The organism is Pseudomonas sp. MONT-RG-20F-20-E-7-02 (genome assembly GCF_022662395.1).
GTDB lineage: Bacteria > Pseudomonadota > Gammaproteobacteria > Pseudomonadales > Pseudomonadaceae > Aquipseudomonas.
Window position 1 is genome coordinate 340,762 of record NZ_JAKNQN010000001.1, and the last position, 11,564, is coordinate 352,325.

Below are 11,564 nucleotides of genomic sequence, written 5' to 3' on the forward strand. Positions count from 1 at the left end.
AATGGAGTGGTTTATGGCGGATACGCGTCGTTGGGTGTGGCTTGGCGGGATTGTCCTGCTGTGCGTTTTTGTGTTCTTGCTGCATTCGATCCTCACGCCGTTCCTGGTTGCGTTACTGCTGGCCTATCTGTTTGATCCCGTGGTGGATCGCCTGGAGAAAGCCGGCCTGTCGCGCACCCTGGGCGTGGTGGCGGTGTTTGCGCTGTTCACGTTGATCATCACCGCGCTGGTGCTGGTGTTGGTGCCGATGCTCGCCAAGCAGTTGGTTCGCTTGTATGAGCTGGCGCCGCAGATGCTTGACTGGTTGCAGCACACGGCAATGCCGTGGGCCCAGGCCAAGTTGGGGCTGGCGGACGGTTTCTGGAAGTTCGACAAGGTCAAGGCGGCCATCAGTGAACATATGGGGCAGACCACCGATATCGTCGGTGTTGTGCTCAGCCAGGCCACGGCCTCCAGCCTGGCGCTGATCGGCTGGTTGACCAATCTGGTGCTGATCCCGGTAGTGGCGTTCTACCTGCTGCGTGACTGGGACATCATGATGGCCAAAATCCGTAGCCTGCTGCCGCGCAACAGTGAAGAGCGCATCGTTTCCCTGGCGGAAGAGTGCCACGAGGTGCTCGGCGCGTTTGTTCGCGGTCAGCTGCTGGTGATGTTGGCGCTGGGTATCATCTACGCGGCCGGCCTGATGGCGATCGGCCTGGAACTGGGCCTGTTGATCGGTTTGATCGCAGGTCTGGCCGCAATCGTGCCGTACATGGGCTTCGTGATCGGGATTGGTGCCGCACTGGTCGCCGGGCTGTTTCAGTTCGGTGGCGACCTGTACCCGATGCTGGGGATTGTTGCGGTGTTTATGGTCGGCCAGGCCCTGGAAGGCATGGTGCTGACGCCGTTGCTGGTGGGGGACCGGATTGGTCTGCACCCGGTCGCGGTAATCTTCGCGATCCTGGCAGGCGGCGAGCTGTTTGGTTTTACGGGCATCCTGCTGGCCCTGCCGGTCGCGGCGGTGATCATGGTGCTGGTGCGCCATGTGCACGATCTGTACAAGGATTCCGATGTGTATACCGGGGTTGAAGACCCCGACCTGTAACCGCTTCGTCACAAACCCGGCCCTGGCCGGGTTTGTTGTTTCTGGGGGAGTGGTGTCAAACAATTTGCGCAAATCGACCCGAGTTAACGCAAACCTTTGATTTTGCTTGTGGTCTGCTGCATTGTGCGCCCGGCGTCACGGGTATAAACTTTGCAAACTTTACACAGAGGCCACTAACGGTTCGTTTGGAGCCGTTCAGTCAGCATGAAACCGATTCAGCTGCCCTTGGGTGTGCGTCTGCGTGACGACGCCACCTTTATCAATTACTACCCAGGCGCCAATGCCGCTGCACTCGGCTATGTCGAGCGGCTCTGCGAAGCCGACGCCGGGTGGACTGAAAGCCTGATCTATCTGTGGGGCAAGCACGGCGTGGGGCGCACCCACCTGTTACAGGCCGCGTGCCTGCGCTTCGAACAGATGGGTGAACCGGCGGTTTACCTGCCGCTGGCTGAATTGATGGACCGTGGCATCGGCATCTTCGACCACCTTGAGCAATACGAGCTGGTCTGCCTGGACGATCTGCAGGCAATTGCCGGCAAGGCTGATTGGGAAGAAGCGCTGTTTCACCTGTTCAACCGTCTGCGCGACAGCGGCCGACGCTTGCTGATAGCCGCGTCTACCTCGCCGCGTGAGTTGCCGGTGAAGCTGGCCGACCTCAAGTCGCGCCTGACCCTGGCGCTGATCTTCCAGATGCGCCCATTGTCCGATGAAGACAAACTGCGCGCCCTGCAACTGCGTGCATCCCGTCGCGGCCTGCACCTCACCGATGAAGTCGGGCACTTTATTCTCACCCGTGGCACCCGCAGCATGAGCGCGTTGTTCGACTTGCTCGAACAGCTCGATCAGGCCTCGTTGCAGGCTCAGCGCAAGCTGACCATCCCGTTTCTCAAGGAAACCCTCGGCTGGTAGCCAGGCCTTGTATTGCGTGGCTTTCGGCAAATTTCAGGCGCCAGAAAACCTGCGTTTGGGCCGGTTTGGCCACGCAAAAGACAGGTATTGGGTGTTAAGGGCTTAGATGTCATCGTTCAAACAAGAAGTCACATAGATCACGATTGAATTTGCAAATCGATGTGATAGTGGGCATAGTCTCGACTTCTTTACATATCAGCCACGGTCGTGCCCATGCTAAATCGCTTCGCACCCCTCGTGCCTCTCGCACTCGTTACCCTGTTGTTTGGTTGCGCCACCCACACTCAAAACGTGGCTGAGCAGCAAAAACCGGCACAACAGTCCCAGGCAAAATTCGTTGCATCACAGTCTTCCACTGTTTATGAGGAAGAGGTGGCAACCGAGAAGGAACTGGCCGCCTTCGCCGGCAGCAAGCCTTACCAGCTTCCAGTTCTGGCCGACAGCATCCTTGAACGCGGCATGTCCCTGATCGGTACGCGTTACCGTTTCGGCGGCACTTCTGAGGCCGGTTTCGACTGCAGCGGCTTCATCGGCTACCTGTTTCGCGAAGAAGCCGGCATGAATTTGCCTCGCTCGACCCGCGAAATGATCAACGTGGATGCACCGTTGGTCGCACGCAACAACCTCAAGCCCGGTGATCTGCTTTTCTTTAGTACGGCTGGCCGTGGTCGCGTAAGCCACGCAGGTATCTACTTGGGCGATAACCAGTTTATCCACTCCAGCAGCCGCCGCAGTGGTGGTGTTCGAGTCGACAACCTGGGCGACAGCTACTGGAGCAAAACCTTCATCGAAGCCAAGCGCGCACTCGCCATGGCCCCGACTACGGTTACCGCCAGTAAGTAAAGTTAAAGTGATACTTGAAGTTTGACGTGTAAGCGCTAGAATCCCTGGACATTGTTGTAATCCGTTCGCGCGAGCTTTGCTTGCGCGTTCTGGTTTTCAGCGTTCGGCAGCGAAAGCCGCATCCAGACCAGGATTGTTCTGCCCATGTCGACCTCAGCCCGCCTCATTCTGCTTGTTTGTGCCGCGCTCCTCAGCGCCTGCGCAAGCCGTCCACCGCCGCCTGCGCCCGTCGCCGTCAAGCCTAAGCCGGTGTTCAATTATTCCACCCAAAGCTTCTCGCCTGCGGCAGAAGACGTGCTATTCCGTGCGCTGGGCTTGGTCGGCACGCCTTATCGCTGGGGCGGCAACACGCCGGACTCGGGCTTTGACTGCAGTGGCTTGATTGGTTTTGTCTACCGTGACGCGGCGGGCATCTCTTTGCCGCGCACCACCCGTGAACTGATCGTGATGCGTGCCCAGGACGTCAGCGAAGCGAACCTGCAGACCGGTGACTTGCTGTTCTTCGCTACCGGCGGCGGTTCACAGGTCAGCCACGCGGGGATCTATGTCGGCGAAGGCCGCTTTGTGCATGCGCCGCAAACCGGCGGCACCGTGAAGCTGGATACGCTGTCCAAGGCCTATTGGCAGAATGCCTATTTGAGCGCCAAGCGCGTGCTGCCAGCGAATCTGGCGCGCAACCCTTAAGGCTCAGCAGAAATAAGAATGTGGGAGCTGGGCCTTTGTGGGAGCCGGGCTTGCCCGCGATGCAGGCACCTCAGTCTTCAAATTGGACCTAGGTGATGCAATCGCAGGCAAGCCAGCTCCCACAAAAGCCAGCTCCCACATTGGTTTGTGGTGTATTCGAGATCGGCTATTTGGCGGCCGACACCCGCCACACCTTATTCCCCACATCATCGGCCACCAGCAAATCCCCCTGCTGATCAATCACCACGCCCACTGGCCGGCCCATGGCTTTCTCGTCTTTGTCGAGGAACCCGGTCAGCACATCCACCGGCTGGCCTTTAGGCTGGCCACCCTCGAACGGCACGAAGATCACCTTGTAGCCACTGTGCGGCTTGCGGTTCCACGAACCGTGCTGACCGATAAATGCGCCATTGCTGAACTGCGCCGGGAGTTTGCTGCCTTCGGCAAAGGTCAGGCCCAGTGATGCTGTGTGCGGCCCCACCGCGTAGTCCGGCGCAATCGCCTTGGCGACCAGGTCCGGGTTTTGCGGAGAAACGCGTACATCCACGTGCTGCCCGTAGTAACTGAACGGCCAGCCATAGAAGGCCCCATCCTTGACCGAGGTAATGTAGTCCGGCACCAGGTCGCTGCCGATCTCGTCGCGTTCATTCACCGCCGTCCACAGCTTGCCACTCTGCGGTTCCCAGGCCATGCCGTTCGGGTTGCGCAGGCCTGAGGCAAAAATGCGGTGCTTGCCGGTAGTGCGGTCGACTTCCCAGATCGCCGCGCGACCTTCTTCCGCCGCCAGGCCGTTCTCGCCGACGTTGCTGTTGGAGCCGACGCTCACATACAACTTGCTGCCGTCCTTGCTGGCCACCACGTTTTTGGTCCAGTGGTGGTTGATGCTACCGCCCGGCAAGTCGACCACCGTGGTGCCGGCTGCCTTGATCGCGGTTTCGCCCGGCTGATAGGGGAAGCGCAACAGCTTGTCCGAGTCGGCCACATACAGGTCGTTACCGACCAGCGTCATGCCGAACGGAGAGTTGAGGTTCTCCAGGAACACGGTACGGGTTTCGGCTACACCATCGTGATCGGCATCACGCAGCAGGGTGATACGGTTCGGGCTCGGCACAGCGGCGCCGGCGCGGCCCATGACTTTCTCCATGACCCAGCCACGAACGCCCTTGGCATCATCCGGCTTGGGCGGCGCGTTGGTTTCCGCCACCAGCACATCACCGTTGGGCAATACATACAGCCAGCGCGGGTGGTCCAGGCCTTCAGCAAACGCCGCGACCTGAGTGCCGGAGGCCGCTGTCGGCTTCGCGCCGTCGGGCCAGCCAATTGCCGGGGCGATGTTCACCGTGGGGATCAGGGTTTTATTCGGCTCCGGCAGCTTGGGCGAAGGCCCGGTGCCGTCGGAGACCTGCAAGGTAGAGCTTTCGCCGCAGGCGGCGAGGGTGCCGGCGAGCATGATCAGTAAGGCGAGTCTGGTTTTGTGCATGGTTTTCTCCTTAATACCTGTAAGGGTAGAGAAGCGCGGCAGTCGGATGGTTCAAGTGCAAGGCCAGCTTTAATTGACGCTCCACCCCCAACCCACTAACCTTCGCGGCTTGTTCCAGGTGCTCTGTGGCCGTGTGCCGACAGAGTGAAACAGGGAAGCCGGTGAGCGAGCGCACTTGTACACAGTGCTGCCGCGATTCCGGCGCTGCCCCCGCAACGGTAAATGAGTCAAGACGGTGCCTTTTGCCACTGTATCCACGCGATATGGGAAGGCGCGCCGTTGGCCTGTTTTCTATCAAGAGAACGCCACTCATGAGTCCGGAGACCGGCCTGGATCATCCAACAGCATCACGGTGGGCGATGCTTGGCTGTCTGTTTTTTCTTTTTCCTGCCCGCCGTTTTTGTCCAGCCCCAACGGAGAGCTGCCATGACTGATTCCCCCGACCGCGACGAACGCCACCTGGCGCGCATGCTGCGCAAAAAAGCCGTGATCGACGAGCGCATCGCCAACTCCCCGAACGAATGCGGCTTGCTGCTGGTATTGACCGGCAACGGCAAAGGCAAAAGCAGCTCGGCGTTTGGCATGCTTGCTCGCGCCATGGGCCACGGCATGCAATGCGGCGTGGTGCAGTTCATCAAGGGGCGTAACAGCACCGGCGAGGAGTTGTTCTTCCGCCGCTTTCCCGAGCAAGTGCGCTTCCATGTGATGGGCGAAGGCTTTACCTGGGAAACCCAGGACCGCCAGCGCGACATCGCCGCCGCCGAAGCCGCCTGGGCGGTGTCCCGCGCAATGCTGCAAGACCCCTCCATTGGCCTGGTGGTCCTGGATGAGCTGAACATCGCCCTCAAGCACGGTTACCTCGACCTCGACCAAGTACTCAGCGACCTGCAAGCCCGTCCGCCGATGCAGCACGTGGTGGTCACCGGCCGTGGCGCCAAGCCCGAGCTGATCGAAATGGGCGACACCGTCACCGAAATGGGCATGCTCAAGCACGCATTCCAGGCCGGTATCAAGGCACAGAAGGGCGTCGAACTTTGAATCAGCCCCGTCATTGCCCGGCCGTACTGATCGCCGCTCCGGCGTCCGGCCAGGGCAAAACCACCGTCACCGCCGCGTTGGCGCGTTTGCACCGCAACCTGGGGCGCAAGGTGCGCGTGTTCAAATGCGGGCCGGACTTTCTCGACCCGATGATTCACGAACGCGCCAGCGGTGCGCCGGTGTATCAGTTGGACATGTGGATGGTCGGCGAGCAGGAGAGTCGGCGTTTGCTCTGGGAAGCGGCGGGCGAGGCCGACCTGATCCTGATCGAGGGCGTGATGGGCCTGTTCGACGGCACGCCCTCCAGCGCCGACCTGGCGCGGCACTTCGGCGTGCCGGTACTCGGCGTCATCGATGGCACCGCCATGGCCCAGACCTTTGGTGCACTGGCGTTGGGCCTGGCGCGCTACCAGCCGGACCTGCCGTTCGCCGGCGTGCTGGCCAACCGTGTCGGCACCCTGCGCCATGCGCAACTGCTGGAAGGCAGCCTCACCGAAGGCCTGCGCTGGTATGGCGCGCTGTCGCGTGAAACCGGAATCGAGCTGCCCAGCCGCCATCTGGGCCTGGTGCAAGCCAGCGAACTGAATGACCTCGACGTGCGCCTGGATGCCGCCGCCCAAGCCTTGGGCAGCAGTTGCGAAGTCGCCTTGCCGCCGCCGGTAACCTTCGCCGCGCCTGAGGTAATCGAAGCCGAGCCGCTGTTGGCAGGCGTGCGCATCGCCGTGGCCCGCGACGAAGCCTTCGCCTTCACCTATGGCGCCAGCCTCGACCTGCTGCGCGCGATGGGCGCCGAGTTGCACTTCTTCTCGCCGATCCATGATCACGAATTGCCTGACGCCGACAGCCTCTATTTGCCCGGTGGTTACCCGGAACTGCATCACCAGGCGCTGTCGGAAAATACCCCGATGCTCAACGCTATCCGCGCGCACCACGCCGCCGGTAAACCGCTGCTCGCCGAATGTGGCGGCATGCTCTACCTGCTGGACTCGCTCACCGATGTTGACGGCACCCGCGCCGAGCTGGTTGGCCTGCTGCAGGGCGATGCGGTGATGCAAAAGAAACTCGCGGCGCTGGCCCTGCAAAGCGTAGAGTTGCCGGAAGGCGTGCTGCGCGGGCATACCTATCACCATTCCCTGACCAGCACCGAGTGGCAGCCGATTGCCCGTGGCCTGAGCCCGAATGGCGGGCGCGGTGCCGAGGCGGTTTACCGGCAGGGGCGGATGACGGCCTCCTACGTGCACTTTTACTTCCCCTCCAACCCGGCGGCGGTGGCTGCATTGTTTGCGCCTAGCCTTGAGAGTGCTATCGCAGGCAAGCCAGCTCCCACATCGACAGCGTTCGCAAATCAAAATGTGGGAGCGGCGGTGCGACGATTCGACTTGCCCGCCAACAAGCCATGACAGACAACGCCTTCCCCCAAGCCGACCGCCAGGCCGTCTACCGCGCCATCGCCGAACGCCGCGACATGCGCCACTTCACCGGCGGCAGCGTCGCCCCCGAACTGCTGCAACGCCTGCTCCAGGCCGCGCACCAGGCGCCCAGCGTCGGCTTGATGCAGCCCTGGCGATTCATCCGCATCAGCGACCGTGCCCTGCGCGGCCAAATCCAGCAATTGGTGGAAGAAGAGCGCGTACGCACCGCCGAAGCCCTGGGGGAGCGCTCCGATGAGTTCATGAAGCTCAAGGTCGAAGGCATCCACGACTGCGCCGAGGTGCTGGTCGCCGCGCTGATGGATGATCGCGAGCGCCATATTTTTGGCCGCCGCACCTTGCCGGAAATGGACATGGCGTCGCTGTCCTGTGCGATTCAGAATCTGTGGCTGGCCGCCCGCGTCGAGGGCGTTGGGATGGGCTGGGTTTCGCTGTTCGAACCGCAAGCCCTGGCCGACCTGCTGGGCTTGCCGCCCGGCGCAAAACCCCTGGCGGTGTTATGCCTCGGGCCGGTGGCGGAGTTCTACTCGGCACCGATGTTGCAACTCGAAGGCTGGACCGAACCACGGCCGCTGAGTGACATGTTGTATGAGAATGTGTGGGGAGTGAGTCAATGAGTGTGGCCTTGCTGTGTGTCGCTGCGGTGGCGCTGGATGCGCTGCTGGGCGAGCCCAGGCGCTGGCATCCGCTGGTGGCGTTCGGCAATTTTGCCGGGCGCATCGAGCAACGCTTCAACACGGGCGGGCGCGGTTGGCGCAGCCACGGCGTGACCGCGTGGTTTATCGCGGTGGTGCCGCTGACCCTGCTGGCGACTGCACTGTCATGGGCGCCGTATATCGGCTGGGTCCTGGAGATTCTGGCGCTGTACCTGGCGTTGGGCATGCGCAGTCTCGGCGAGCATGTGATTCCGGTGGCCCAGGCCCTGCGTGGCGATGATCTGGATGAGGCACGCAAGCGCGTGAGTTATCTGGTCAGCCGCCAGACCAGCGAGCTGGACCGCACCGAAGTCGCGCGCGCGGCGACCGAGTCGGTATTGGAGAACGGCAGCGACGCCGTATTTGCCGCCATTTTCTGGTTTGTCGTCGCCGGTGTGCCGGGCGTGGTGCTTTACCGCCTGAGCAACACCCTCGACGCCATGTGGGGCTATCGCAACGAGCGCTTCGAGCGCTTTGGCTGGGCGGCGGCAAAAATCGACGATGTACTCAACTACATTCCTGCACGCCTGGTGGCATTGACCTACGCCGTGCTCGGCAAAACTCGCCTGGCGCTTAAATGCTGGCGCACCCAGGGCCCGACATGGGACAGCCCCAACGCCGGGCCGGTCATGGCGGCGGGTGCGGGCGCATTGGGCGTTGAACTGGGCGGCGCGGCGATCTATCACGGTGAGCTGCATCAGCGTCCGCAACTGGGCGAAGGCCCGGCGGCAGACGCCGACGCCATCGACCGTGGCTGGCAACTGGTGCAGCGCGGCGTATGGTTATGGCTGTTGATCCTCTGCGCGGGGGCGCAATTTTATGCTTGAGCACGGTGGCCGGCTGCGTAAGGCCGTGATTCAGTACGGGATTGCCGAGGCGGACTGGCTTGATTTGTCCAGTGGCCTCGCGCCCTGGCCGTGGCCGATCCCCGAGATCCCGCTGCGGGCCTGGGCGCGGTTGCCTGAAACCGATGACGGCCTGGAAAAGGCCGCCAGCGAGTACTACGGCGCCGCCCACGTATTGCCGGTGGCGGGTTCCCAGGCGGCAATTCAATTGCTGCCGCGCCTGCGCCGCTCCGGCAAGGTCGGCGTGTTGTCGCCGTGTTATGCCGAACACGCCGAAGCCTGGCGCCGCGCCGGTTACGTGGTGCGCGAAGTGCAGGAGCAGGAAGTCGACTTCTTTCTCGACGGCCTCGACGTGCTGGTGGTGGTCAATCCGAACAACCCCACCGGCCTCAGCCTGAGCCCGCAACGCCTGCTGGACTGGCACGCGCGGCTGGCCCAGCGCGGCGGCTGGCTGGTGGTGGACGAAGCGTTTATGGACGTGACGCCGCAATTGAGCCTGGCCAGCCAGGCCCATCAAGTCGGCCTGATTGTGTTGCGCTCGTTCGGCAAATTCTTTGGCCTGGCCGGCGTGCGCCTGGGCTTTGTGCTGGCGGAACGCAAGCTGCTCAAGTTGCTCGCCGAACAGCTCGGCCCTTGGGCCGTCAGTGGGCCGACGCGGGTGCTTGGCCAGGTGTGCCTGCGCGATACGGCGGGGCATGTGCAACAGCGAGAGCGTTGTATCGACGCCGGCCAGCGCTTGTTTGACCTGCTTGAGCGCCATGGCTTTCAGCCTCACGGTGGCTGCGCGTTGTTCCAGTGGCTGATCACGCCGCACGCCGAGCGCATGCACGAATTCATGGCCCAGCGCGGCATCCTGCTGCGCCTGTTTATTCACGACAGCAGCCTGCGTTTTGGCCTGCCCGACACGGAGGCGGATTGGTTGCGCCTCGATCAAGCCCTGGCCGCCTACAAGGACGCTGTATGAGTACGCTGATGGTGCAAGGCACCACCTCCGACGCGGGCAAAAGCACCCTGGTGACTGCGTTGTGCCGCTGGCTGGTGCGTCAGGGCATCGCCGTAGTGCCATTCAAACCGCAGAACATGGCGCTCAACAGCGCCGTCACCGCTGAAGGCGGCGAGATCGGCCGCGCCCAGGCGGTACAGGCCCAGGCCGCCAACCTGGCGCCGCACACCGACATGAACCCGGTGCTGCTCAAGCCCAACAGTGACACCGGTTCCCAGGTGATCATCCACGGCCGTGCCGTCACCAGCATGAACGCCGTGGCCTATCACGACTACAAAGCCATCGCGATGCAAGCGGTGCTGGCCTCCCACGCGCGGTTGAGCGCGGCCTACCCGGTGGTGATGGTGGAAGGCGCAGGCTCCCCGGCGGAGATCAACCTGCGCGCCAACGACATCGCCAATATGGGCTTCGCCGAGACGGTGGATTGCTCGGTGCTGCTGATCGCCGATATCAATCGTGGTGGTGTGTTTGCCCATCTGGTCGGCACCCTCGAATTGCTCTCGCCGACGGAGCAGGCGCGGGTCAAGGGGTTCATCATCAACCGGTTTCGCGGCGATATCGCCTTGCTGCAGCCAGGGCTCGATTGGCTGGAAGCGCGCACTGGCAAACCGGTGGTCGGCGTGTTGCCCTATGTGATGGACCTGCACCTGGAGGCCGAAGACGGCATCGACCAGCGCCAGATCGACAAGGCCGCGCAAGTGCTCAAGGTGGTGGTGCCGGTGTTGCCGCGCATCAGCAACCACACGGATTTCGACCCCCTGCGCCTGCATCCGCAGGTCGACCTGCAGTTTGTCGGGCCCGGCCAGGCGATTCCGGCCGCTGACCTGATCATTCTGCCCGGCTCGAAAAGTGTACGCAGTGATTTGGCCTACCTGCGCGCCAACGGCTGGGACACGGCAGTGGCCCGGCACTTGCGCTATGGCGGCAAGGTGCTGGGGATTTGCGGCGGGTTGCAGATGCTCGGTGAACACGTGCACGACCCGCTTGGGCTGGAAGGGCCTGCCGGGTCGAGTGAAGGCTTGGGCTTGCTGGCATTCAGTACGACGCTGGAACAAGAAAAGCAGTTGCGCAATGTGCGTGGGCGCTTGTTGCTCGAGGACGCGGAGGTCAGCGGCTATGAAATCCATGCGGGTGTGACCGCAGGCAATGCCTTGTCGCGCGCCGCCGTGCTGCTCGATGACGGCCGCACTGACGGCGCCCAGAGTGAAGACGGCCAGATTCTTGGCACCTATCTGCATGGCCTGTTCGAGACCCCGGCGGCGTGCAGTGCGTTGCTGCGTTGGGCTGGGTTGCAAGACGTGCAAGAGGTGGATTACCACGCCTTGCGCGAGCGCGATATCGAGCGGTTGGCGGACCTTGTGGAGAACCATCTGGACACCGATTTGCTGCGTAAGCTGTGCGGGATCTGACGGTGTATATCCGATTCCTCTGTGGGAGCTGGCTTGCCTGCGATGGCGGTGGGGCGGTGTATATATCCATTCCTTGGGTCACGGCCACCTATGGTTCCGCTCTTACAGCGGCTCACTTTTTGAGGGACCAAAAAGTAAGCA

General features: G+C 62.4%; 11 protein-coding genes and 1 riboswitch. Of the genes, 10 read left to right on the forward strand and 1 reads right to left on the reverse strand.

Going from position 1 to position 11,564, the window contains the following annotated elements:
* Positions 1–13: 13 nt before the first annotated feature.
* From L8I05_RS01535 to L8I05_RS01550, 4 genes are all read left to right on the forward strand, one after another.
* On the forward strand, positions 14–1,087 hold the full coding sequence (locus L8I05_RS01535) for an AI-2E family transporter (protein ID WP_159958710.1): 1,074 nt from the start codon (positions 14–16) through the stop codon (positions 1,085–1,087).
* Positions 1,088–1,291: 204 nt separating this feature from the next.
* On the forward strand, positions 1,292–1,996 hold the full coding sequence (hda, locus tag L8I05_RS01540) for a DnaA regulatory inactivator Hda (protein WP_017134884.1): 705 nt from the start codon (positions 1,292–1,294) through the stop codon (positions 1,994–1,996).
* A gap of 213 nt (positions 1,997–2,209) precedes the next feature.
* The gene (locus L8I05_RS01545; RefSeq protein WP_242166982.1) at positions 2,210–2,839 is read left to right on the forward strand and encodes an NlpC/P60 family protein; all 630 of its coding nucleotides are present in this window, start codon (positions 2,210–2,212) and stop codon (positions 2,837–2,839) included.
* Positions 2,840–2,983: 144 nt separating this feature from the next.
* Positions 2,984–3,523: a C40 family peptidase gene (locus L8I05_RS01550; protein WP_159958706.1), complete on the forward strand. Its 540-nt coding sequence runs from the start codon at positions 2,984–2,986 to the stop codon at positions 3,521–3,523.
* Between the two features lie 166 nt (positions 3,524–3,689).
* Here L8I05_RS01550 and L8I05_RS01555 read toward each other — a convergent pair whose 3' ends face one another.
* Entirely contained in the window at positions 3,690–5,003 is a 1,314-nt protein-coding gene (locus L8I05_RS01555) for a sorbosone dehydrogenase family protein (RefSeq protein WP_242166983.1), read from the reverse strand.
* Positions 5,004–5,102: 99 nt separating this feature from the next.
* Positions 5,103–5,351: riboswitch (cobalamin riboswitch) on the forward strand.
* 78 nt (positions 5,352–5,429) lie between these two features.
* Between L8I05_RS01555 and cobO the strand changes: the two genes are divergently transcribed.
* The 6 genes from cobO to L8I05_RS01585 are packed head-to-tail and all read left to right on the forward strand — an operon-like array spanning position 5,430 to position 11,423.
* The gene (cobO, locus tag L8I05_RS01560) at positions 5,430–6,041 is read left to right on the forward strand and encodes a cob(I)yrinic acid a,c-diamide adenosyltransferase (RefSeq protein WP_060756089.1); all 612 of its coding nucleotides are present in this window, start codon (positions 5,430–5,432) and stop codon (positions 6,039–6,041) included.
* Entirely contained in the window at positions 6,038–7,441 is a 1,404-nt protein-coding gene (locus tag L8I05_RS01565) for a cobyrinate a,c-diamide synthase (RefSeq protein WP_242166984.1), read from the forward strand. Before cobO ends, L8I05_RS01565 begins: the two co-directional genes overlap by 4 nt.
* Complete coding sequence (bluB, locus tag L8I05_RS01570; RefSeq protein ID WP_242166985.1) at positions 7,438–8,088, forward strand: 5,6-dimethylbenzimidazole synthase; 651 nt, start codon at positions 7,438–7,440, stop codon at positions 8,086–8,088. The genes L8I05_RS01565 and bluB overlap by 4 nt, the downstream gene beginning before the upstream one ends.
* Entirely contained in the window at positions 8,085–8,993 is a 909-nt protein-coding gene (gene cbiB / locus L8I05_RS01575) for an adenosylcobinamide-phosphate synthase CbiB (protein WP_159958698.1), read from the forward strand. The genes bluB and cbiB overlap by 4 nt, the downstream gene beginning before the upstream one ends.
* A complete protein-coding gene (gene cobD / locus L8I05_RS01580; RefSeq protein WP_242166986.1) occupies positions 8,986–9,975 on the forward strand; it encodes a threonine-phosphate decarboxylase CobD in 990 nt (329 codons plus the stop codon). The genes cbiB and cobD overlap by 8 nt, the downstream gene beginning before the upstream one ends.
* On the forward strand, positions 9,972–11,423 hold the full coding sequence (locus tag L8I05_RS01585) for a cobyric acid synthase (RefSeq protein WP_242166987.1): 1,452 nt from the start codon (positions 9,972–9,974) through the stop codon (positions 11,421–11,423). Before cobD ends, L8I05_RS01585 begins: the two co-directional genes overlap by 4 nt.
* Positions 11,424–11,564: the final 141 nt, after the last annotated feature.

Excerpts from the sequence above, each read along its gene's own strand:
- L8I05_RS01535 (WP_159958710.1), top strand. The coding sequence starts at position 14 with ATGGCGGATACGCGTCGTTGGGTGTGGCTTGGCGGGATTGTCCTGCTG.
- hda (WP_017134884.1), top strand. The coding sequence starts at position 1,292 with ATGAAACCGATTCAGCTGCCCTTGGGTGTGCGTCTGCGTGACGACGCC.
- L8I05_RS01545 (WP_242166982.1), top strand. The coding sequence starts at position 2,210 with ATGCTAAATCGCTTCGCACCCCTCGTGCCTCTCGCACTCGTTACCCTG.
- L8I05_RS01550 (WP_159958706.1), top strand. The coding sequence starts at position 2,984 with ATGTCGACCTCAGCCCGCCTCATTCTGCTTGTTTGTGCCGCGCTCCTC.
- L8I05_RS01555 (WP_242166983.1), bottom strand. The coding sequence starts at position 5,003 with ATGCACAAAACCAGACTCGCCTTACTGATCATGCTCGCCGGCACCCTC.
- cobO (WP_060756089.1), top strand. The coding sequence starts at position 5,430 with ATGACTGATTCCCCCGACCGCGACGAACGCCACCTGGCGCGCATGCTG.
- bluB (WP_242166985.1), top strand. The coding sequence starts at position 7,438 with ATGACAGACAACGCCTTCCCCCAAGCCGACCGCCAGGCCGTCTACCGC.
- cbiB (WP_159958698.1), top strand. The coding sequence starts at position 8,085 with ATGAGTGTGGCCTTGCTGTGTGTCGCTGCGGTGGCGCTGGATGCGCTG.
- cobD (WP_242166986.1), top strand. The coding sequence starts at position 8,986 with ATGCTTGAGCACGGTGGCCGGCTGCGTAAGGCCGTGATTCAGTACGGG.
- L8I05_RS01585 (WP_242166987.1), top strand. The coding sequence starts at position 9,972 with ATGAGTACGCTGATGGTGCAAGGCACCACCTCCGACGCGGGCAAAAGC.